This window comes from Bacteroidota bacterium, from assembly GCA_016718825.1.
Lineage (GTDB): Bacteria > Bacteroidota > Bacteroidia > J057 > JADKCL01 > JADKCL01.
This window is the reverse complement of the sequence record JADKCL010000035.1, coordinates 22,806-46,002: the sequence shown is the minus strand read 5'-3', so window position 1 is coordinate 46,002 and position 23,197 is coordinate 22,806. Positions and strand designations below refer to the sequence as shown.

Annotated in this window: 12 protein-coding genes and 1 pseudogene; 1 reads left to right on the top strand and 12 read right to left on the bottom strand. The window is 52.3% G+C overall.

Annotated elements, in window-relative coordinates; genetic code table 11:
- Nucleotides 1-12 precede the first annotated feature (12 nt).
- The 12 genes and pseudogenes from IPN95_25075 to IPN95_25020 all read right to left on the bottom strand — a co-directional run bounded on the left by IPN95_25075 (nt 13) and on the right by IPN95_25020 (nt 21,022).
- Nucleotides 13-4,353, bottom strand: a complete 4,341-nt coding sequence (locus IPN95_25075) for a hypothetical protein (protein MBK9452642.1) — start codon at nt 4,351-4,353, stop codon at nt 13-15.
- A 447-nt stretch (nt 4,354-4,800) separates the two neighbouring features.
- Nucleotides 4,801-5,889 carry a NupC/NupG family nucleoside CNT transporter gene (locus IPN95_25070; GenBank protein MBK9452641.1) on the bottom strand — a complete coding sequence of 363 codons (1,089 nt, stop codon included), beginning with the start codon at nt 5,887-5,889 and terminating at the stop codon, nt 4,801-4,803.
- A gap of 231 nt (nt 5,890-6,120) precedes the next feature.
- Nucleotides 6,121-6,366 (bottom strand): annotated as a pseudogene (locus IPN95_25065) (NupC/NupG family nucleoside CNT transporter).
- Nucleotides 6,367-6,490: 124 nt separating this feature from the next.
- The gene (locus IPN95_25060; protein MBK9452640.1) at nt 6,491-10,312 is read right to left on the bottom strand and encodes a T9SS type A sorting domain-containing protein; all 3,822 of its coding nucleotides are present in this window, start codon (nt 10,310-10,312) and stop codon (nt 6,491-6,493) included.
- A 341-nt stretch (nt 10,313-10,653) separates the two neighbouring features.
- Nucleotides 10,654-11,835 carry an efflux RND transporter periplasmic adaptor subunit gene (locus IPN95_25055; protein MBK9452639.1) on the bottom strand — a complete coding sequence of 394 codons (1,182 nt, stop codon included), beginning with the start codon at nt 11,833-11,835 and terminating at the stop codon, nt 10,654-10,656.
- A 13-nt stretch (nt 11,836-11,848) separates the two neighbouring features.
- A complete protein-coding gene (locus IPN95_25050) occupies nt 11,849-16,240 on the bottom strand; it encodes a CusA/CzcA family heavy metal efflux RND transporter (protein ID MBK9452638.1) in 4,392 nt (1,463 codons plus the stop codon).
- 101 nt (nt 16,241-16,341) lie between these two features.
- Nucleotides 16,342-16,791 carry a hypothetical protein gene (locus IPN95_25045; GenBank protein MBK9452637.1) on the bottom strand — a complete coding sequence of 150 codons (450 nt, stop codon included), beginning with the start codon at nt 16,789-16,791 and terminating at the stop codon, nt 16,342-16,344.
- Nucleotides 16,792-16,816: 25 nt separating this feature from the next.
- Nucleotides 16,817-17,473, bottom strand: a complete 657-nt coding sequence (locus tag IPN95_25040; protein MBK9452636.1) for a hypothetical protein — start codon at nt 17,471-17,473, stop codon at nt 16,817-16,819.
- Nucleotides 17,474-17,524: 51 nt separating this feature from the next.
- On the bottom strand, nt 17,525-18,031 hold the full coding sequence (locus IPN95_25035; protein MBK9452635.1) for a hypothetical protein: 507 nt from the start codon (nt 18,029-18,031) through the stop codon (nt 17,525-17,527).
- A gap of 136 nt (nt 18,032-18,167) precedes the next feature.
- Complete coding sequence (locus tag IPN95_25030) at nt 18,168-18,872, bottom strand: rubrerythrin family protein (GenBank protein MBK9452634.1); 705 nt, start codon at nt 18,870-18,872, stop codon at nt 18,168-18,170.
- 102 nt (nt 18,873-18,974) lie between these two features.
- The gene (locus IPN95_25025) at nt 18,975-20,348 is read right to left on the bottom strand and encodes a hypothetical protein (GenBank protein ID MBK9452633.1); all 1,374 of its coding nucleotides are present in this window, start codon (nt 20,346-20,348) and stop codon (nt 18,975-18,977) included.
- Complete coding sequence (locus IPN95_25020; GenBank protein MBK9452632.1) at nt 20,345-21,022, bottom strand: response regulator transcription factor; 678 nt, start codon at nt 21,020-21,022, stop codon at nt 20,345-20,347. Before IPN95_25020 ends, IPN95_25025 begins: the two co-directional genes overlap by 4 nt.
- Nucleotides 21,023-22,095: 1,073 nt before the next feature.
- On the opposite strand from IPN95_25020, the gene IPN95_25015 reads away from it, so the two are divergent.
- Nucleotides 22,096-22,722, top strand: a complete 627-nt coding sequence (locus IPN95_25015) for a hypothetical protein (GenBank protein ID MBK9452631.1) — start codon at nt 22,096-22,098, stop codon at nt 22,720-22,722.
- Nucleotides 22,723-23,197 lie beyond the last annotated feature (475 nt).

The window sequence follows — 23,197 nt, the reverse complement described above, 5'->3', positions numbered from 1 at the left end:
TTTACAGTAATACTACACAATAGGATTGTTGGCATCTAGGATTTGTGTTTTCAATACACCCTCTTCCCGATCCGAGTAGGAAACAATTGGCATATGGTAAACGGCTTCTTCTTCAAGCTGGACCCATTCCTCGTTTACCACAGGTTCCCCAGGCGCCCCAACCCCCTCATGCTCGGTCTCGATCTTGGTCCCGTCGGGAAGCTCGATCTTGGCTTTGCCTTTGGCAGCGTTGCGGACACCGTCGAGCAAACCTTGCGTTGCCTGCTTGATGCCCGATTCTGTGACTTCGGCTTCATCCTCATCGGTTTCGCCTCCGGTAATTTTGCCTTTTCCTTTGTTGCCGCCGACTTTGTCTTCAAAGTACCGCTCGATCAGTTCCTGTTGTTTTTTGGGGTCTGTGACTCCCTTTTTGATGGATTCGACGACCGCGTCAGCATTTTTGGGAATCTCAGCAGATTTTGCGAGATCGGCAGCGATTTTGGCGTATTCTTTTGCTGCCTCAGCATTGGCTTTCATCGCCTCCAAAGCTCCGAGTTGATTGCCTTCCAATCCCGTAATATTGGTGAAGGAATTGGCTTTGAGGAATTCCATGGCTGCATTCAACGCCGTAGGAAGCGCATATTCGCGGCCGTTTTGTTGACTGATCAGCGCATTGCTCATTGCCGAGGGATTGAGCAGGCTGGGTTCAGCACGACGTGAATCTGCACTCACGGAATCAATCGCTGTCGGCGTATTCGGAATCGGATGTTCGTCCCATTTCCAATACCTTGTATTGTCGATTTTTTCGCAGGAATTGCAAGCACCCATGACGGCTTCGGCAAATACTCCCTTCGTCGGAATGCTGATGCGGAATGGGGTCTCTTTGAAGCCTTTTTCCGGCATATAATACGACATCAGCTTGGAAATTTTCCGGCCTTCAATTTCTACTTCGTCGTCGGCATAGCGGAAGATCGGATTGAGGTTGAACCCCTTGGCAACCGGCATGATCAAGGAATTGCCCGCAATGCCGATCAATCGATTTTCCACGAGGGAGGCGACACTGCGCACTTCCGTTTGGTTGCCGAACAGGAATTGTGGCTCGGTACCACCTGACACGTAGGCAGGATTTTCACGGGGCGGCACCTCAATTTCGAAGCCTTCCAAAAGCATCAAGCGGCGATCCTCGTCCATTTGACCCCAAATGGCCTTGTGATAATACTCCAGATTACAGTTGAGGTGGTCCAGCAATTCGTGGCGGAGTTGCAAGTCCTCTGCGCGGGGCGAAACCATTTCGGATTCGCTCATTGGCGTTTGGATCGTGCTGCCGCCCGCAATCAAGTCATCCGCTGGGTAGGCATTGCAAAGTTTGGCGGAAATGAACTTGTTTTCATATTGCGCAGCGACATGGTCGAGCAACAAGTTGCTGCCATCAGGCAAGCTGTACATCCACGAGGAACTCACGGTCAAGGCTTGAATCTGATCACGTTCCAGCATCATGTGGTTGCTTGCGCTACGAAAAGAGAAATCATAACTAGTGGCTTCTCCGTTCATCTTTGCACGTTTTGCATCACCTGACCGCGTAAGTGCAATGCGTACTCTGATCGGTGTTTGGGTCGGACTCGCCAAGGATATCTGCAAGTGTTTTGCAAATTGTGCCACGGCATTCACGCGCGTCATTTCGGCTTGGAAGATGGCCTCGCGCTGCTCATCGCTGACGCGGTTGACCTTGTAGCGGATGTCTTCGATTTCGCGGATGAAACCCAGTTGTTCTGTCCAGGCTTGGCGGTCAGCATCTTGATCTACAAGGAATTGGTTGATCGCTTGGAATCCGTTGTTGCCCATGGCGCGCTGGAAAAGGCCATCTACGGGATTCAATTTAGAGATGATCTCCGCCTGTGAAACATCCAGATTTTGCAATACCTTTTTTGGACATGCAAAGTGGATTTTGAGGCGCAAACTTCCGCTCAAGTCTGTGATTTTTTCATCGCAATAGCGACCTGCGGGCACATTGTAGTAAACGTCTTCAGGAGATTTGCCAAGCGCTTGAATGTCATAATACCTGCGAATGGCACTGAATCCTTTGACAAGCCGGTCGTATTTACTGCCGGGAGCACGCAAAGCAGGCCTCAAAAGATCATTCCAGCGGCAAACCTTCGCATCATCAAATAGCGAAATGGAAAGCGGAATAAACAAGCATTCCTGTGCATCCGCCAATTCATTGTGCACCGCCAAGTGGCGCAACACCTCAAAATATTGAATTGTAATGGCGTGGCAATGGTTGTAGTTGGCGATGCTTTCCGTGGTGACATTGGTGCTTTCGCTTTGCGACATCGTCGTGATGACCGTGGAGCGGTTGGAACGCAACGAGGATGCATTTTGCATCGTCTTTTCGCGAATTTTCTGCATGGTATTGGCAGACATGTCGCGCGAAGATTTCTGGTCGGCCCACGATTCTGATTTTCCTTTGCTTGCCGAAAATCCACCGCTGAATCCGACTTTCAGATTCACGGGAACGCCCCCAATGGGCACTTCCGCACCCGCACTTGTTCCTACCCCCATTCCTCCGCCGATGCCCGATGTTTTTGCTTTGCTATGCCCCTCAATATCCTCGTGCAGAGATGCTTTCACAATTTCATTGATATCGCGGTCTTGCGTGAGTGAGTTGGATATCGAATCCAACTGGCTTTGCGTTTCCGACCTGGAAGCGGTTTCGCGCCGGTCCCAATCGTGAATGACGATTTGCTTTTGTTGGCCCGGGGCGAGCGGCAATGAATAGAGCAAATCGCCCATGCTGTAGCCGTCTGCGCGCCATACCTGCCTGAAGGTCAGCAGGTGGCCATGGGCGATACTTGCCGGCTGAACCAAAGGCATGGGCGCGTCCCACTGAATCTGATTCTGGACCGACAGCTTTTTGCGCATGGTGGAAATGTTGTTGCGTTCGGTTGCGGCTTTTTGTTCCGCTTTCAAACGCGTCAGTTCCATCTGCATCCAATCGGTGTTTAAACTCAACCGGTCATAGTCAGGCGTGATTGTATTTGCGCCTGAAGATTGCCCTCCGCCCATTTTATCCGCTTTGTTATCAAGCGAAATCTGTGCCTCAATGATGCTTGTCAACTTGGCCAACGCGCTTGCGCGGGTGGAAAAGTGCATTTTGAGGTAGACATCGCCTGCAGTGGACAATTCGGTGAATTGTGGTGTGATCGACGAAGGTTTCGTTACAAAACGCAAGTTGAATGCAATGCTTGTGGAGCGGCCTTTGACACTCTCCTTGAATCCCGAATTGGGATAGGCTTCATTGGTGATGGCCTCCAATTCTGCTTTCCAAAGGTACAATTCGCTCAAGAGGGGAGAGGGTGCCTTGGCGTTTTGATCTCCGACGAGGGCTTTGCTGTCATATCCTTTTGACTGCTCCTTCAGGGCATTGGCAAGCGTTGTTTCAAGCTCCTTGATGCGGATATTAAGGTTGTCCAAATAGCCCGGCGCGTTCATGACCTCGGGATCGGTGAGGCGCACCACCATGTTGTAGGAAAATTCCTCCAAGGCGCGGTTGGGGGTGGTGAAATTCACACAGGATCCGCCGATATCTTGCTGATAATTGCTGTCTTGGCTCAGCAAATCTTCCATTTCAGGCAAGCGGGCAGGTGGAACGGCATGACAGGCACAATCGTCCTCGGGATCCACATCTTTCACTGCGCTGACATCCTCCACGACCAACAATGCAAAACCGGGAAGTTTTCCATCTTCAAGAATGATCGGAATCTGCGAGGTAGTCGCATTGCCCAAGGTGGCGTAGGCAGATTCAAACAGCGCGGTGGAAACCTTGACATGAAAGGTTCCCATGGGGTCGGTTGTACCGCTCAACAAAGGCATGAATTTCATGTCCTTATGTTGTGTCTCCGCCTTTTTTTGGACATAAACAATGAACGTCGTGTTTTTCAAGGCTTGACCGGACTTGTCCACAGCCTTTCCTTTCATCCATTTTTCTGTGACCATAGGGAGTACATAATTTACCGGCTTCACTTCTTGGGGCTTGGGTTTTCCAATTGTCAGGTTGATCACGCCCTTGTCATCAATATTGAATACAAGTATTTTGGCTAGATCCATCGACGAATTGGGCTCCATCCATACCTTCTTGAACGTATCTTGGTTAGGAATTAAAAGGGTGGCCAATCGTTTGGTGCCCTGCCGAACCTCCCAAGTGGCTGGAAATTTATTGAGTTCGCTATCCACAACAATCGTGGCGTAGCCTTCATTGGAGACTTCGAATTTGTCCTTGGTGATTTTTCCATCTGGACCAATCGGAACCAGGGTTGTTTGTTTTTCCAGAACTTTTGAATCTTGGAAAATAATTTGAAGGAAAATGATGCCGTTCATGTCAAAATGTAGTTAAACGATCGCCAAGTTTAGGGGAGTTGAAGCCGTTCTCCAAATTTCCAAATCAGCGGAAAAACGCAAGAATGGCCTTCCCGAGCGTTTGAAGGGGATTGGCAAAACGAATGGCAGGAATTGGTTTACGAATGGACGCAATTTTGTTTGTAGTGGATGATGCGATGATGGTTTGCGTCGATTGGTCGAATTATATGCTCACACACGCACTGATTATTGCCACCAAGTCACTACGCGGAATGATCTAGGCGTGCAGGGACGAAAACTCCCTTCGAGGATGAACGAAGCAGCAAGTGGAAAGAAGATTCAAATGTTGAGAAGCAATTTGGGCTTTGAGGGACTGGACGCTGAATGGATGAGGACTTGCGAATCGCCAAAACAAAAAAACGACGGGACCCAAGCCCCGTCGTTTTTGAACTTTCCCGCGAATCCAACTCAGAACAAAATTCCCGCAATTGTCGCCGACAAATACGAAGCCAAAGTTCCGCCGAGCAATGCTTTGAGGCCCAAACGGGCCAAGTCTGCGCGACGCTCGGGCGCCAAGGCGCCGATGCCGCCGATTTGCATGCCGACGCTGCTGAAGTTCGCGAAGCCACAAATCGCGATGCTTGTGATCATCTCGCCCTTGGGCGTCACGATGGGGATCACATCACCGGTCATGTTTTTGAAAGCAATGAACTCGTTGATCGTCAATTTCTGCCCAAACAAGGTTGCGGCATTGTTGACGTCCTCTGCTGGAATTCCCATGCACCACGCAACGGGGTAAAACAGCTTGCCAAAGATCCAGTCCATTGTGATTGCTTGGCCTGCCCAATCGTGTGGGATGAGGCCCAAAATGGCGTTGATCATGGCAACCAAGGCGATGAATGCCAGCAACAAAGCCAAGACGTTCATCGAAATCTTGAAGCCGTCGGTGGCACCGTGGGCGATTGCGTCGATGAGGTTCGTATAAGGCGACTTCACTTCGAGTTTGACATTGCCCATCGTCTCGCTTTCTTCAGTTTCGGGGAAAATGATCTTCGAAATGACCAAGGCGCCCGGGGCTGCCATCATGCTTGCTGTGAGCAGGTATTCAGCTTTGGCACCAAAGCTCACGTACACGATCAGGATTCCGCCCGCGATGCAGGCCAAACTTCCGGTCATCGACGCCAACAACTCGGATTTGGTCATGCCTTTGAGATAAGGTTGGATCATCACCTGCGCCTCGATTTGGCCTACGAATGCCGAAGCAACATTGCTCAAGGCTTCCGCGCCGCTCACGCGCATGATGAAATTCATCGCCTTGGCGACGATGCTCACCAAGAATTGCATCACCTTCAAGTGGTACATGATCGCCACCAAGGCGCAAACCAAAATGATCGTCGCGGTGATGTTGAAGGCAAATACAAAGGATGTCGGTGCGCGGAAATCAGCCACCGGCTCGACATACCGATCTTGGTTGGCGATCAAAATCGCCGCCGAAGGCATATTCGTCGCACCAAAAATCGCCGCCATCGTCGCCGAATCCGGCACGATCGCACCCATGGCCGAAAGGCGGTCACCAAACGGCTTCAAAGTGTCGGAAGCAACCACAACATTGACCCCTTTGCCGGCAAGCACTGTAGAATCGGTTACCTTTTTGAGGCCATCAAGTTGGGTTTGAATGGTCTTCAAACTTGCTTCGGCCTGCTGTTTGGGAATGCCATTTTCGGCAAGAATTTTCAACGACAAGGTATTGTCGGCGGCGTCACCGCGCGGCATACCGCCTTGGCTGCCTGCAATTCCGCCATAAACAAAATTTGCACCTTCCTTGGCAAAATGCTCAATCTGCTGCATGCCTTGTCCCATGAACTGAAAGCCCTGTTTCACCGGTTCCACTTTCAAAATGAGAATGGCGAGCAAGACCTGAAGCCCAATTCCACTGAGCACCAACCTGATGTTGATTTTGCGGCGGTTGTTGGACGCAAGAAAGGCAATCCCGAGGATCACCACAATTCCGATCAAACCAATAAATCTATCCATTGATGTACGCTATGGAGGCAAAATACAAAAAAGAAGTTTCCAAACGCAGCCGCCAATGACAAGGGGCAGAAAAACTTCTGCCCCTTGTATAAACCTGATGTTTCAAATTCGAATTCTGGTGACCTCAGTCCATTTTGACCAGTCGGCCATTGAGGTTTTGGCTACCTGTCCGCACGCGGTACAGGTACACGCCTCCGGGAAGGTTGCCCAAGTCCACAGGCAGCAGACGTACACCCGACGGGCTGTCAGCTTCGAATACGGATTTGATCAATTTACCTTCGGTCGTGTAGATTTCGATTTCCAAATCTCCATCCAGTATTTTGCCGACTTCGAAGTTGAAAACGTTGTATCCCGGGTTGGGTGACACATTGACCCACTCATTTCCTGTGAAGAGCACTTCATCCTCGTTGGAGAAGCTCACTTGTCCATCGATGTCGATCAGGCGCAGGCGGTAATGGTTCACGCCGCCGAGCGGTGCTTCGTCAAAGCGATCATAGGACTGTGTCGCGCCTTGAAGCCCGATAGCCTGTGCCGTTCCAATCTCTGTCCAAGTCGCGGCATCACCGCTACGCTCGATGACGTAGTGACTGAGATTTTCCTCGTTGATGGCGTCCCAGTGCAGTTTTACACGCTGACCGTCTTTTTCAGCATCCAATTGGACGTGGTCGACAGCGAGGATGCAAACAAATACCGTCACTTGGTCGGTCATGGTACAAGTCCCATTGTTGACGGTCACGGTGTAGGTCGTGGAAGCGGTAACGCCGTTGGCGTTGGGGTTGTTGACGGTCGTGGAGGTCAAGAAGGTCGCAGGTGACCAAGAATATGTGACAGCCCCGACCTGAGGGGTGAAACGGAAGGCATCGTTGGTCGCCGTCCAATTGCTGCCGTCGCGTCCGGGAACCGCCACCGCTGTGCCTGATGCGCCTTGGATACCCATGGTATGGGTACTGCCGTCGTCGGTGATCGTGGTGGAATGGACTTCGATATTGTTGCTTGTTTCGAACAACTTGATTTGAAACGTATTGATCGGACCCGCAGAGCAGCAGTGGTTAATGTTGGTGTAATCCACTACAAAAACGCGGTTAGGCGCAATGCCGGTAAGCTGATAGCTGATGCTACCTCCGGCAGGTGGATACAGGTCATTCCACGAGCCGGCGATAAAGTCGGTAATGGTACCTGTTGGTAGCGTCGATCCTGAACAGCATCCTGAACCGCTTGCGCCGTTGAAAGTAACGAAGCCGTTCGAGCTGATGTAAAGATCGGTTTTGGGCTGACAGAAGAAATTGAAGGTAAAGCCGATCGGAATGGCTCCGCTCACTTGGTCGTCGCCCAGCACGACAGGTGTACCTGCAATGGCGGTCGGGGCATAGCCGATCGCTGCGGCAGTGTAAAGGTTGCAATTGCTAGGTGCGGGCGGACCGGAGTAAACTGCATTCAAGGAGGCATTGCTTCCAGAGGGGCAAACCGTTTGGTCAATGCCTGCATTTACGTTTGCTACATCCACCACAACGGAAGCCGTTGCACTACAAACACCATTCGAAGCTACCGCAAAATATGTGGTAGGGGCTCCAGGCGTTACAATCGTGGAATTGCCCGTTGCAATGGTGCTGCCCAAAGGTGCCTGCCAGTTGATCGTTACAGGCAACGGCGTCACCGGTGTGAAGCGGTAAGCATCGTTGGTAGCGGTCCAGTTGGATCCGGAACGACCTGGAACGGCAAATGACGTGCCCAATGCATCTTGTATGCCTTGGGTATGCGTGCTGCCATCATCCGTGATCGAAGTCGAATGAATCTCGATGACATTCGTAGTTTCAAACAACTTGATTTGGAAGGTGTTGATCGGTCCCGCAGAACAGCAATGGTTGATGTTGGTAAAATCAACAATGAAAACGCGATTGGGGGCAAATCCAGTGGTCTGATAGCTGATCGAGCCACCCGCAGGCGGGTAAAGGTCGTTCCAGCTTCCGGCAATAAAGTCACTTAGGTTTAGTGTCGGTAGGATGTCGCCTGAGCAACATCCCGATCCGCTTGCAGCATTAAAGGTAATGAAGCCATTCGAACTGATATAGGCCTCCGTCTTGTTGACGCAGAAGAAATTAAACGTAAATCCAAGGGGAATCGCACCACTCACTTGGTCATCACCGAGCACGACCGGTGTACCGGCGATGATGGTAGGGGAATGCGCGATATTGGCAACCGTATATTGATTGCAGTTACCAGAGCCAACGTTGGCATTCAGTGTTACGGGTGCACCCGAGCACGATTGAGTTGGATTCGCCGTCGGAGCAACACTGAGCACCTGATTGGATACGGTGATTGTCTGCGAACCGGTTATGCGGCAACCCGCGGCTGATGTCACCGAGACATTGTAGGTAATGTTGCTCGTTGGATTGGCGGATGGGTTGCTGATCGTCGTCGAAGACAATGCCGTGTTGGGAGACCAAAGGTAGGTGTAAACGCCAGCAGGAGAAGGCACTGCAGAAAGGTTGGTTGCGCCGCCCGTACAAATGGTTACAGGTGGACCCATAGCCAAAGTAAAGGTTGGTGCAGGTGTCACTACCACGGTATCGCGGTTTTTGCAGGGGCCGGGCAGGTTGCTCACCACTTCGTAGGTGGTGGTAATCAAGGGGGTTGCATTGGGATTGGCGCAATTGGTGCAACTGAGGCTTCCCGGGGTCCCGGAAAGAATGTTCCAAGTAAAGGTCGTTCCGCCAATAACGTTGAGCGGTACGGGGCCGCCGCCAGTACAGTACACTTGGTCTGGACCTGCCGTCGTGCCTTGCAACACCGTAATGTCGATCGCGCGTGTCTGCGAACCCAAAACTGGGCAACCATTGTCCTGCAATTGAACCACCAGCGAATTCAGACCCACGTCAGCGCCGGTTGGCGTCCAGGTAAAGGTGCCGGTTTGTGGGGATGGACCGGCAGGCGCGGTAAAGACACCGCCCGGAATGCCGTTGTTCCAGCTCCAAGTAATTGTCTGACCCAAGTCGACGTCTGCACCCGGGATGTTGAAGCTCAACGTTTGCCCAGGACAAACTTGGATACTGAAGGGTCCGGTTTGAGTTGCATTGACCACACCCGTGATCGCGTTGATCGAAGGTGAATTGTTGGTGCAGCTCAGCACTGTGACCTGAATGTCACGCGTGGTCGTTCCGATCAAAACACCATTGCGGTATTCCTGGACAAGTACTGCAATCACCGCAATTTGAGGAACAGTGGGGTTCATTGTTACGTTTCCGTTGGCGCTATTGATCGTCACCGCTGGAACGGAAGTCATCGGATTAAGTCCGGAAAATCCACCGCCGTAGACCACAGACACACCAAAGGCACCCTGGGCATTGATAAGCGAAAACACCAAGGAGTCCCCGTCAGGGTCGATGGCGCCGTGGTTGTAGATATAGGATTGGCCAGCGCAAATGTAGGGAACGGGCAAGGAGGTGAATTGCGGGGAAGAGTTGGTCGTTGCAACCAGATTGTTCAGGGTTGCATCCACGTACAGGTTTTCACTTCCAGGGTTTGACAAAGTGGTAATTCCCGAGTTGCGGCAACATTCCGACATCGAGAAGCGCCAGTCATTACAAGCAGCAGGTAATGTGATGTCGCCTTCGAAGATGTACTGTTGTACCCCCGGAAGCGTGCCGCCGTTACAGGTACTGTTGGGCAACTGTGCGGCACACAGCGGAGAGACCTCCACAAAGGAAACCTGATTGAGGGTCACCGATGCACTTTGTGCGCAGGAAACGGAATTGGCGTTGATGAAATAGGAAAACGAAGGTGTGATTCCGGAGCAGTCACGGTAAAATGAAAGCCGCACACGATACTGATTTGGCCCGATTTGTACATAGGTCAAGTCGGCACCCATGGAGTGGGAGGCTTGAACTTGTGTCGCCAATCCGGCCAAAAACAGAAAAAAAGCAAAGAAATAGCGTAATTCAAGCTTCATGCGCGATCCAAATTTTGTTGAACACCACCTATCAGATACTACCAAAGGTCGAATATGCAGAATTTATTTGTAATTTCTTAACAGGACTTCTTTGTGTGGTAGAAGAAAGAATCCACATGTATCTAATTAAAATGGGATTAGAGGCACTTTTTAGAAAGAAAATGGTGGTTTTTCTTGCATCTGTATTCCTTATTTCAAAGTTGTTACAGCGCATTCAGTAGTTGCTTCCAATCGGCAGGTCCACGTTCCCTGACGGGTGGGATCGATGAATGTGGAAAAAAAACGCCTTGCAACAGGACCGTTCCCTGCCGCAAGGCATCTTTGAATTCTTTGCGAGTTGCTTATTCTTCCTCTGTATTTTTCAGCTTGGTCAGCAATCCATAAGCGCCTTTCACGACGATATTGGCTTCTGCACCAATATTTTGGGGAAGTTGGACCTCAACGAAGCCGCTGTCTGCCCCGGTTTTGCTGATTTTCACAAAGTCAAACGAGGCTTTTCCCGATTCTACAAAGACATAGTCCCCGCCTTCGAATTGCACCACGGCATCCGTTGGCAGCGCGGTTGCGTTTTGACTCATGACTTCGATTTCCGCTTTCAGGAAGGTTCCCGGAATCAGCAATTGGTCTTCGTCGTCAAAGTGCACATGCACCTTCACGCTTCTATCAGCGCCGACCTCACGGCCCAACAAGTGAATCGTCGCCATGCGGTCCTTGGTCTCATTCCCAACTTTTACGATAACTTTCTGACCGATGGCAAGCTTGGGAATATCCTGTTCATAAACCGTCAATTCGGCATGGAGATGCCCCGTATCCGCGATCTTGAACAAGGCATCGGTGGGTTGCACGTAGGATCCGATGTTCACATTCATCTGCGTCACGTAGCCTGTGATGGGTGAAAAGAGTTTCACCTCTCGCACGATTTCGCCGCGCTCCAATTTGTCCATGTCAATGTGCAACATCTCCAACTTTGCACGTTGTCCGGCAAGCCTTGCCTTCATCGCTTCGTTGTCGGCCTTGGCCTTTTCCAGGCTTTTGCGCGCATTCACATTTTCATTGGCGAGTGCCGTTTGCCGGTCAAATTCAGCTGCCAGAAACGTCGCTTGGCTTTTGTTTTCAAGCCATTCCTGTTGCATCGTGATAAAATCAGGATGCTCGAGCGTCGCGACAACCTGCCCCCGGGAGACGCGGCTGCCAGGCAAGAGACTCGTGCTTTTTAAAAATCCGCCGAATGGCGCCGCGATGCTCACCATGTTCTGCGGCGGCACATCCAAAACGCCGTTGGCGACAATCGTGCTGCGCATCGCGCGTTGAGTTACCTTTCCCGTGGCGATTCCCAAAGCTGCGAGTTGGCTTTCATTGAGGTTCACGTGATCCGCAGACGCCGTTTCGGTTTCGGGCTTTTCTGATTCCGCTGCGGCGGTTTGCTTTTTGCCGCAGCCCGTCGAGAAAACGAGGAGAACGAGCAGGTGTAAAACAATATATTTCCGTTGCATGATATTCTGAATGAAGATTGAACGATTCATAAAATTGTAAGGTTTATTGTTCAATGGTGGTGATGTTGCCCAACAGATACTGCATTTGCAGGATGTTCATGTTGTATTCCAGCAAGGTCGCGAGGTAGTTTTCCTGGATGCTGATCGATTGCTGCACCGTAAACAAATGCCCGAGGTGATCGATTTCCCCGGCTTCGAATGCCAATGTGCTCTGACGCAACATCAAATTCGCATTTTTCATCCCGCTGCTTTCAAACCAATCGAGGCTCGTCCAGAGTTTCTGATGATTTTGCTTGGCCTGCGCAAACGCTGCATCCACGGTCTTGTCATATTGCTCGGCTTCCAAGCTCGCCTTCTGTTCCAGAATCTTCCCTGCTTTGACTTTGGCAAGTTCGGGTTTTGCCCAGAGCGGAATTCCCAATCCGACGGTAAAGCCTTGAAACCTTTTTTCCGGTCCAAAATAGGTTTCGGCGCCATTGACCGTCTGAAAACCGATAAGCGTCTGATTGAAGTAACCCACCGAAATGTCGGGCAAAATCTGACTGCCGGTCACCTTGCGGTCCGCTTCGGCGACGTCTATTTGGCGGTCGAGCAAGGCTTGCTGCGGATTTTCGCTGACCTTATCCACAAGCAGCGCGGTCGGCTTGGGCATTCTTGCAAGTTGCGTATCGGTGAATTCCGTGAGCGAACCGCCATTGAGGATGAGTTGCAAGCGGTTGAGCCAAATCTCGATGTCGGCAGCATTTTGACGAAGCTGATTTTCGACTTGGCTCCGGCCCGTCGCCGCGGTGGTTTTCTCCAACAAATTGCTTTCGCCGGCTTGAAACCTAATTGTCGCCACCCGTTCCATGGCTGCAAAAATGCTGTCTTGCCGCTCCAACAAGCTGCGGTTGGCATGCAGGTATTGCAAAGTGAGCCAAGTTTCCCGCAGTTGGAGGATGGCTTCGTTTTGCGTGACCGCCTTCGCCTGCACAGCGACAGCCACATGCGCATCCGCGAGCGAACGCTGCCGCGCAAACGTCGTCGGGAACGGGATCGTCTGCCGCAGCGTCAAGTTATTGTCGCGGGTGACCGCACTGTTGTACTGCCCAAACGTCATGCCCACATCCAATTTGGGAATGCTGCTGCTCGCCTGGACGAGTTGCTGTTCGTAGAGAATGTCCATCTCCGCGAGCCGCACGTGCTGATGCTGCTGCAAGGTCTTGGAAATCGCATCCTGCAAGCTCAGTCCGGTGTTTTGGGCTTGCGTCACCAAGGGAGCGAACAAGAGGAGCAAGGCAATCATCGCGGCTGCGGGCGCGGCCACGGAGGATTTTTTCTTGCGTTTGGGGGCAGATTCGAAGAGCATATACAAGCAGGGGAGGACCACCAAGGTCAGCAGGGTCGCTGTCACCAATCCGCCGATGACGACGGTGGCGAGCGGGCGTTGCACTTCAGCACCTTCCGAACCGCTGATGGCCATGGGCAGGAAGCCGAGCGAGGCCACGGCCGCCGTCATGATCACGGGCCGCAGACGGGTCGCGGTGCCCTGCAAAATGATCGCCCGCAGGTCATCCATTCCGCTTTCCTTGAGCCGGTTGAATTCGGCGATGAGCACGATGCCATTGAGCACCGCCACCCCAAACAAGGCAATGAAGCCGACCCCCGCCGAGATGCTGAACGGCATTCCACGGGTCCACAAAGCGAGGATGCCACCGATGGCCGACAGCGGAATCGCCGTGAAGATGAGCATGCTCTGCGTGAAGGACTTGAAGGTGAAAAACAGCAGCAGGAAGATCAGCAACAGGGCCACCGGAACGGCAATGGACAAACGTGCACGGGCCGCGATCAGGTTTTCAAATGTGCCACCGTAGGTCGGGTAGTAGCCCTCCGGAAATTGGATACCCTTTTCGACCTTTTGCTGCAATTCCTCGACCACGCTTTCCACGTCACGGCCACGCACGTTGAAGCCGACGATGATGCGCCGTTTGGCATCGTCGCGCTGAATCTGATTGGGACCCGTTTCGAAATCGACTTGGGCAACGACACTCAAGGGAATCTGCATGCCGGTCGGCGTTTCAATCGGGATATTGCGCACGTCTTCAATGCTTTGCCGGGCATTCGCATCCAAGCGCACCACGAGGTCAAAACGTCTTTCGCCTTCGTAGACCTTGCCCGTTGCCTGTCCTGCCATTGCAGTATTCAAAGCAGTATTCACATCGGCAATCGTCAGGCCAAACTGCGCGATCTGCGGCCGTTTGTAGGCCACCACGATTTGGCTCAAGCCACCAACTTGCTCGACATACAAGTCCTTGGCACCCTCGGTGGAGCCTGCCAATTCGCCGACTTTTTCTGCCAGTTTTGTGAGCGAATCCAGATTCTCTCCATAAATCTTGACGACGACGTCTTGGCGTGCACCGCTCATCAATTCGTTGAAGCGCATTTGAATCGGCTGTTGAAAACTGTAGGAAACGCCGGGGACGTGCTCCTCGAGTTTCTGCTGCATCTTCTCGGCCAATTCCTCGCGTCCTTTGGCGCTGACCCATTCCGATTTGTCCTTGAGCACCACGATCAAGTCGCAGGCTTCGATGGGCATCGGGTCGGTCGGTATTTCCGAACTGCCGATCTTCCCGACGACGGTTTTGACTTCGGGGAAATGATCCTTGAGCACCTTGGCCGAGCGCGTTGCGGCAGAAATGGTTTCCTCCATGCTGCTTCCCGTCAAAACCCGGGTTTCCACAGCAAAATCACCTTCCTCGAGTGTCGGGATGAATTCGGCCCCTAGAAAAGTGAAAACCAGGATGCCGAATCCGAGAAAGGCGACCGCTGCAGAAATCACGATCCAACGGAAACGCAAAGCCAATTCGAGGGTAGGGCGGTAGAGCTTTTGGATGAAACCGACCAAGCGGTCCGAGATGTTGCGTTTGGTCGAGATGCGCTTGCTCAGGACAATAGCGCTGATCATCGGCACGTAGGTGAGCGAGAGGAGGAAAGCCCCCAAAATGGCAAACGAAACCGTTTGTGCCATGGGCTTGAACATTTTCCCTTCGACGCCGACCAAAGCCAAAATGGGCAAATAGACGATCAGGATGATGATTTCTCCGAATGCCGCGCTTGCCATGATCTTGCTTGCCGAACGATGCACTTCATGGTCCATCTCCTTTTGCGTGAGCAGGCCCGTTTTTTTGCTGTGTGCCAGGTGGTGCAAAGTCCCTTCGACAATGATCACCGCGCCGTCCACAATCAAACCGAAGTCGATGGCGCCCAAGCTCATCAGGTTGCCTGAAACGCCAAACATGTTCATCATCGCGACCGCAAACAGCATCGCCAAGGGAATGACGGAGGCCACGATCATGCCGCCCCTGAGGTTTCCGAGCAGCAAAACGAGCACAAAAATCACGATCAGGGCCCCTTCCGTAAGGTTCCGCGTCACGGTCGAAATGGCTTTGTCCACGAGTTTCGTGCGATCCAAGTAGGGTTCGATGGCCACGCCGGGTGGCAGCGTCTTTTCGATTTGGGCAATGCGGCTTTTGACATTCTCGATGACGCTGCTGGAATTTGCGCCTTTGAGCATCATTACGATCGCGCCGACCACTTCGCCTTCATCATTGCGGGTCATGGCGCCGTAGCGTTTGGCAAAGCCGTAGTCGATCTTGGCGACGTCGCGCATCAGCACCGGAATGCCGTCCGGACCGACTTTGACGGCGATGTTGCCGATGTCTTCGAGGTTTTCGATGAGACCTTCCGAGCGAATGAACCAAGCATATGGGCGCTTGTCGATGTAGGAGCCTCCCGTGTTTTGATTATTGCTTTCCAAGGCTGCGAAGACTTCGGTAATGCTCACATCCATCGACCGCAGGCGTTCGGGATTCAACGCGATTTCGTATTGCTTGAGTTTGCCGCCGAAGCTGCTCACGTCCGCCACGCCTTCGACGCCGAGCAATTGCCGCCTGACAATCCAATCTTGGATGGTGCGCAGGGCCATCGCATCATACTTGGTTTCGTAGCCGGGCAAGGGACGAATGACGTATTGGTAGATTTCGCCGAGCCCGGTCGTGAGCGGCGCCATTTCCGGGCTGCCGATACCCTCCGGAATCAGGGCCTTGGCCTCGACCAGCCTTTCGCCGACTTGCTGCCGCGCCCAATAGACATCGACATGCTCCTTGAAAACGAGGGTGACCACCGAGAGTCCGAAGCGGGAAAACGACCGGATTTCGTGGATTCCGGGAATCGTCGCCATGGTTTGTTCGACCGGAAATGTCACAAGACGCTCGATGTCTTGGGCGGATTGCGAAGGTGCAACCGTGAGCACCTGTACTTGATTGTCCGTAATATCAGGAACTGCGTCGATGGGCAATTGCGTGACCGAATAGACACCCCAAACGATCAGGGCCACGGTCATCAAACCAATCAAAGCTTTGTTCTTGATGGAAAATCGAATGATTTGATCCAACATATAACAATTGCATTAACCTTTGGAAAACAGGAATTGAGTTGCCAACTTTTGAAAATCCGGATGGAATTTCAGGGCATGGAGCTCCCGTGCAGCTGAAGCAATCAGGCTTTGGGCGGTTGCCAGATGCTGCCCCGATGTTGCGGCTGCATTTGGTCTTCCAAGCTTGCGAAGACAGCATTGCAAGGTGCAGTTTGGGATTGCATGACCTCGAGGTGAAAGAACGTCACACTCGTATGGCAGCAACTGCAGTGGCAAAACGGCGAACACAATTCGAAGTCGGCACCATGTTCCGTTTGGTGGGTCTGCACCGCTGCCGTTTGCGATTCCTTGGCAAGGTCGTGGCAACCATGTTCATGGGCATGATCGGCCTTGTCAAAGCAGGGGAGCAGTGACAAGACGAGAATCCAGACAGCCATGAATGCTTGCAACGCCTTCATCCTACAAATGTATCCTTGGAATGGCAGAATTGCAAAGCGCGGCCCGCCGGCTACCTGTTGTCCCCGCTCACCGGATTCCTTGCGGAAGTCCGTCACTGTCGAAATGCGTCCCATCGCTAACGCTGCTGCTGCTGGAAAATCAGTTGTTGGGTGCGCCTGCGGCGACCCATTTGTTGATTTTGTCGACGTAGCAGGTCGGCAACAAGTTGCCGCTCGGCGGCATGGTGGCGTATTGCGGATCGCCCGACATGGCTCCTTGGAGCCTGCCGATTTCAGCATGTGGCTTCAAAGCAGCGTAGGTGCTCACATCCACCCCCGCACTCGCATTGCCGCCACTGTGGCAGCCGACGCAATAGTTGTCCATGATCGGTTGGATGTCCACGCTGAAACTCACCACCGCACTTGTATCGCAACTCACCGTGCTGCAATTCGTCGTGTTTTCTGCACCGGATTTGACCCAGGCTTTGATGGTAGCGATCTGCCCATCAGAAGGTTGCGGATAGTTGTTGGGCGGCATGTGGTCTTCGCCAAAACCATTCATCGCCGTCACGACCTCCGAGGAGCTCACGTGCTTGGGGGTGACACCCTGCATGATACCGGCATAACTCGTCAAGTCGTAGTCTTCTTCCCGGTCGATCGAATTGTGGCATCCCGGCGTACTGCAATATGTGACAAAAATGGGCAGTACTTCGGATTCGAAGCAAACATCGGGTTCCACTTTGTCCCAGGTACAGCCCGAAAGCAGGCCCAAACCGAGTCCGAGTGTGGCCAAAACATATTTGTGATTGATTTTCATTTCTTCTAACGCTTATCTTATTGATGAATGAAGGAACGCAATACCGAAAAATCAGTCGTCGTCATGCTCCCCTTCTTGTTCTTCCGATTCCGTGGCACCCGCAGCTGCAGCTCCGCCTGCACCCCGGATTTCCGTATGCCGGATTTGGCCGCCGAGGTAACCCGTACGGGCCACCAAGCCAAAGCTCACCGCCGACAAAAGCAAGACCACCATGGCAAGCGTGCCGCTCAGCGAAGATTTCCGCAGGGTCAAAACAATGCCGAGAATGGCCGCGGCACCGGTGACCAACAGGCCGATGAGCGCAAACATGGCAAAGTCCTCGTGTTGCTCGATAATGCTTTCCATGACGCCCGGGAGGCCTTCCACGGCTTCCTCGGCACCTTCTCCCGTGAGGTAGGCTATCAATGCGCCCACCGCGGAAATGGCCAATAAACCATAAGCCGCAATTTTGGTCTGCTCACTTTTGGCAAATATTGCGTAGGCGAGCACCAATCCGGCCAAAACCGATCCGAAGATGGGTAAGTGGGTGATAAGCAGGTGAACATGTACTTGATCCATAACGCTATTTTTTAATGTTCTAACAGGGAATCTCTTTTGTTGGATGAACCGCCCCGTCCCTTGGGTTATCCGGCCTTTCGGGAGCGGGGCAGCTTCATCCGGTCAACAAATCAAACCATCTCCATCACTAATTTTCCTATATCGCGAGACGGTTGATCAACAGGAACTTATCGGAGGAAGTCATCGAAATATCGCAACGCTTGTGCGGGCTATCAGCAATGAGGTTTCCACAAGTCGGACAAACATAATATTGATCGGGTAATTTGGAGAGGTCATGCGCCTGCAGCGCCACAATTGCGGCATCGTACAAGGCCTTGTGCTTCAATTCGGATTTGTAGGAATATTTCAGGCTTTGGAGGCCCATCTCCGCATGCACCTCGGTGGCACGGGCGATAAATTCCGGGTACAATTGGTCCACCTCGTCGCCTTCGCCTGCAATGGCCGCGCGCAAGTTTTCCTCCGTTTTTCCCAAATTGAAATCCGGAAACACCTGCGGGATGGGTGCGCCGAACTCTTCCAAGGCCGCTTGATGATTGCTTGCATGCACGGCCTCAGATTTGGCGGTTGCCTGAAACAGCAGCGCAATTTCCGGCAGTCCTTCCGCGGATGCCTGCCTTGCAAAGGCTGCATATTTAGCGGTAGCCTTGAGTTCGACCTCCAAAGCCGTCGTCAGATCCGCGACATGGGTCTCCATCGTCGGCGCCGAAGCGGCCGGGATCGGTTCGGAAGCACCCAAGGGAAGGCGCAACGTGCCGGGGGCATTGGCTTTCCGTTCACAGGAAGACAGCGCCACCATGGCGGCAAGTGCGATCAACGTGAGCATTCGACTGTGCTTTTTCATCTTCTTCAAGGTAACAGCACAAATCTCACGGGCACAGCCTGTAGATTTCCTTGGGGTTTTCTTAAGGTTTGCTTAAAAGTGTTTCAATTCCGACCAGCCTCCCTACCGGAACTGCAAAACAAAGGTGGTTCCTTGGCCTTCCTCGCTTGTCACGTGGATGCCGATTCCTTGCAAATTAGCCAGTTTTTGCACGATCGAGAGCCCGAGGCCATTCCCCTTGATTGCCGAACTGCGGGAAGCGTCGGCGCGGTAAAAACGGTCGAAAATGTAGGGCAATTGTGCTGCCGGAATCCCGATTCCGTCATCGATCACCTTTAATTCCCACGTCGCGGATTGCCAAGACAATTGAATGTGCCCGTTTGGACGGCCATATTTGACGGCATTGCTCACAAGGTTGTCGAGCATGATTTCGAGGCAAATGCGGTCCGCTTCGACCTTGGTTCCCGGTGCGATGGCGACCGTAATGTTGATCGGATGATCGGCGACTTGTTGTTTCCAGCGGTCTGCCACCTGCAGCAGCAATGGACCAAGGTCGATTTCGCTAATGGTTGCCTTGAGCACACCTTTTTCAATGCGTGCGAGTTGCAGCAATTGCTCCAACAATTGGTCCATCCGGTCCACTTGCGCGAGCGTTGCCCGGATTTTTTCGACATAAACTTCCGGTTCGCGGGGCTTGCGCAGCAATACTTCGAGCGTCCCGCGGATGCCCGCGAGCGGCGTGCGCATCTCATGCGAAGCATCGCTTGTGAATTGCTTTTGCTGCATCAGGCTGGTTTCGATACGTTCCAGCAATTCGTTGATTGTCAACGTCAAGTCATACAATTCGTCCTTGCGTTTGGGCAATTCCAGCCTTGTACCGAGGGTGGCATCGCTGATCCCGGCCGCCGTTTTTCGCAACAGTTGCACGGGCGCAATTCCTTGGGAAGCGGCCAATCCGGAGGCCAAAAACTGTACCAACAACACGAGCGGATAGGCAATCAACAAAAACAACAACAGGTTATTGACGATCAAATAGGACTCTTGCTGTGAAATGGCGATTGTCAGCTGCCCAAGGATTTTACCCTCGGCATTCTTCACGGGAAATTGACCGAGGCGAATCTGCTGCCCGCTCATTTCCGAATTGTAATAGGTTTCGCGGGTATTGTCGGGATCATAGAGGATTTGGCCATCGAGCAGGTTTCTGGAATGGAAAATCACCCTTCCATTCAGGTCCACAATTTGCAAAAAGGTCGGATTCACCTCGATTTTGCTGTGTTCGGCTTCGTCCCATTCGACCATCTTGTTGAGTTTGATGGTGTCTCCGGAGATGGCAAGACTGGCGAATACCTCTTCTTTTTCAACCTGAATGTCATCCGCGAGGTGTTTGTAGGCCGTTTGACGCACCACCAAATAGATTAAGCCAAATACCAAGGCCGTGGTGATGCCCACGGCAATCGTATTGAACAGCGCAATCCTGGTTTTGAACTTGAGTCTCACGGATTGTCCTCGATTTTGTAGCCGATTCCGCGTACTGTCGTAATCAGGGAAGGTTCGCCCGGGGCATCAAGTTTCTTCCGCAAACCATTGACATACACGTCAATGACCGAACTGTCGTAATCAAAATGAATGTCCCATACGCTTTCCAGGATGCGGGTGCGACGGCAAGCCTTGCCCTTGTTGCGCAGCAAATATTCGAGGAGCGCGAATTCCTTTTGGGTCAATTCGACGGGCTTTCCCGCCTTGAGCACGCTATGGCTTTCGATGTTGAGTTCGACATTGCCGGCGCTGAAAACGAGCGTGGCTTGCGCGCGTTTGCGCATCAGCACTCGGATGCGGGCGAGCAATTCTTCGAAGGAAAACGGCTTGCGGACGTAGTCATTCGCCCCGGCTTCCAAACCGAATACGGCATCGTCAACGGTATCCTTTGCCGTGAGGAAAATGATGGGTACGTCGTTGTTTTCCTTGCGGACATAGCGGCAGATGTCGATGCCTGTCATGCCGGGCACCATCCAATCGAGCAGCAAAACATCATATTCGGCAGCGGGATCGAGTGCCAAGGCAAGTCCGGCTTTTCCATTGTCGGCGACATCGACGGCAAAACCCTCCTCGGCCAAACCTTCCCGCAGGAAATTGGCAATGGTAGGATCATCTTCGACAATCAAAATGCGCATCGCGGAGTCAATTTGGGTGCAAGTTAGATCAGAATTTGCAGAATTTACAGAATTTACGGAATCACACTTTGGGTGAATTGTCGGGTTGGTGTCCCTTTTGAGGCGTCGGCGTCCCGCCGAAACGCCGATGTTGCCAGCTCGGCTGGGCGTGAGACTCGTGAGGACGGGTAGCACCAAATCAACAAGTGGACCAGAATAGAATTTACAGAATTTACAGAATCACAGGGTGAAGTCGGGTTGGGCTTGTTTCGCAGCTAAAGGCAGCGATTGAGAGCCAGGGTGGTGCTGAAATTGAGACTGTGGGCTGTGGGTCTCCGACCTGGTCGCAGGCCAGGTGCGCTGGTGTAACTTGGTGGGCAGCGGGTCCCTCCCTCCCACTGAGGAAGGGCGCAGCCAAGGAACATACGCCCGAACAAGTGCGCGCGGTCCCTCAGCTCTTTGCAAAAATTTCAATGCCCCGGTGCAATGAGGAAGAACACAACCACAATTCTGCGAGTGCATTGGAATATAAGTCCTCCTCTGAATCTGGGCAGTACCAATAGGGGCTAGGTGAAGGGAATCGTGGGCTGCGATTTCTCATGAGCCAACGAGTCCCAGCCTTGGCGAAAACCAACGCAGTCTTTGTTGGCTATTCATGGAAAAGGGCCGTGTAAATCTGATACCAAGGAAAATGCTGATTTTTTTATGATAGACAAAATGCATCGGCGACCCCTGATAAGGCCATCGTAGTATTCCTTGTATTCGACCCAACGCCTCGAGCGGGCCGCAGTCTATGGAAAATGAGGCATTTGAGATTAATTTACCGGATATCAAGCGCTTCCTTCGATCAGAGATTTCGCCCCAAAGAACAGGCTCAATTAAAATGCGATCTGCAATACATCTGAACGCAGGGAAGAAGCTCCACCAACTCAGTCTCCTAACTATCCTCCTCCTCACTACCGCCTGTGACCTCGCGGCCAAGCGCTTATTGCTCTGTAAGTTCCGTCCCATCGCGTTTGCAATTCTAGATTCGATTCCCGAAATTCCATCCTGCAACTGAATGGGTCAGGCGCACAATAAACACAATGTAGGATATGGAGAAGAAAACAATTCTCACACTCTTTCTCTTGGTATTTTCCATCAGCCTTTTTGCGCAATCGTTCATCCATCGTTTTGAGGTGAATGCGAGTTTTGGGGCGCAGCAGTACAGGGGCGACATGGGAAATGATCTCTTCCGATACAGCAGTTGCATGTATGGCGTCGGTACCCTGGGCGTCGATTTTGCACTGAACCGTTCGCTAGGCATCAAAGTTACCGGCATGTACGGCAGTTATGGCTACACGCCCAACACCGTCGAGGAACGCATACAGGCGATGAATGAAATCCTGAGCTCACACATGGTCACCGGCGTGGCCGCGCTCCAATACAAGTTTGCGAATGGTTATCTGCTCAAGGAAGATGCGCGCTTCGCTCCTTCGCTGTCAGCTGGCATCGGGCTAAACAAAACGATTGATTTCATGAAGATGGGTTGCGTAGAAGAGGGCACCTTTGTTTCCTTCAATGGCGGGGCAAATCTGCGCTTCAATTTTAACGCGCGCCTTCATGCATTTTACGAGTTACGCATGGGCTATTTCGCTACCGACGTCGTGGACAAGATGCTGCACGGCGGCGGCAACGACCTCTATTTGCAGAATGCAATCGGCTTGGGATTCAATTTGTAAGCCCTCTGCAGGTTGCGTGATTACTGTCCACGTCGCTCCGTGGGAAGGGCATCGCGTGCGGGTTGTTTTGCTGATTGCATTTGGGCAGGATGTCGATGCTCACGACGATTTTTCCCAATCCGCTTATGAACCCCAACAATGGAAAGGGGGACGATTGACAATTGTAACTTCGCATGCTATCACGGTTCTCTCGATAGCCCATTCACCGTCTTTCTGATATGGGCATCCTTGATGGTATTGGGTATCATCGCAGGCTTGCAATTTTTGCGGGGGTATGTTTGAGGGGAACGGTTGACCATCAAATTCCCGGCTTATTTTCGAATCGGTTTTTGCTTGTGTGCAGGCCTTTACGGATAGGCGCAATCGATATTCGTGCATTGGGGCGGCCTTTGTCCTTGATGGGCGCGATGTGCCTGACGAGTCCTATGCCTGGCTACTCCGCTTGAGGAATTCCGTCGAATCGGGTCGTGACGAT

Bases quoted from the DNA above. Each gene is read 5' to 3' on its own strand.
- IPN95_25075 (MBK9452642.1), bottom strand. From the start codon at position 4,353: ATGAACGGCATCATTTTCCTTCAAATTATTTTCCAAGATTCAAAAGTT.
- IPN95_25070 (MBK9452641.1), bottom strand. From the start codon at position 5,889: ATGGGTGCGATCGTGCCGGATTCGGCGACGATGGCGGCGATTTTTGGT.
- IPN95_25060 (MBK9452640.1), bottom strand. From the start codon at position 10,312: ATGAAGCTTGAATTACGCTATTTCTTTGCTTTTTTTCTGTTTTTGGCC.
- IPN95_25055 (MBK9452639.1), bottom strand. From the start codon at position 11,835: ATGAATCGTTCAATCTTCATTCAGAATATCATGCAACGGAAATATATT.
- IPN95_25050 (MBK9452638.1), bottom strand. From the start codon at position 16,240: ATGTTGGATCAAATCATTCGATTTTCCATCAAGAACAAAGCTTTGATT.
- IPN95_25045 (MBK9452637.1), bottom strand. From the start codon at position 16,791: ATGGGACGCATTTCGACAGTGACGGACTTCCGCAAGGAATCCGGTGAG.
- IPN95_25040 (MBK9452636.1), bottom strand. From the start codon at position 17,473: ATGAAAATCAATCACAAATATGTTTTGGCCACACTCGGACTCGGTTTG.
- IPN95_25035 (MBK9452635.1), bottom strand. From the start codon at position 18,031: ATGGATCAAGTACATGTTCACCTGCTTATCACCCACTTACCCATCTTC.
- IPN95_25030 (MBK9452634.1), bottom strand. From the start codon at position 18,872: ATGAAAAAGCACAGTCGAATGCTCACGTTGATCGCACTTGCCGCCATG.
- IPN95_25020 (MBK9452632.1), bottom strand. From the start codon at position 21,022: ATGCGCATTTTGATTGTCGAAGATGATCCTACCATTGCCAATTTCCTG.
- IPN95_25015 (MBK9452631.1), top strand. From the start codon at position 22,096: ATGGAGAAGAAAACAATTCTCACACTCTTTCTCTTGGTATTTTCCATC.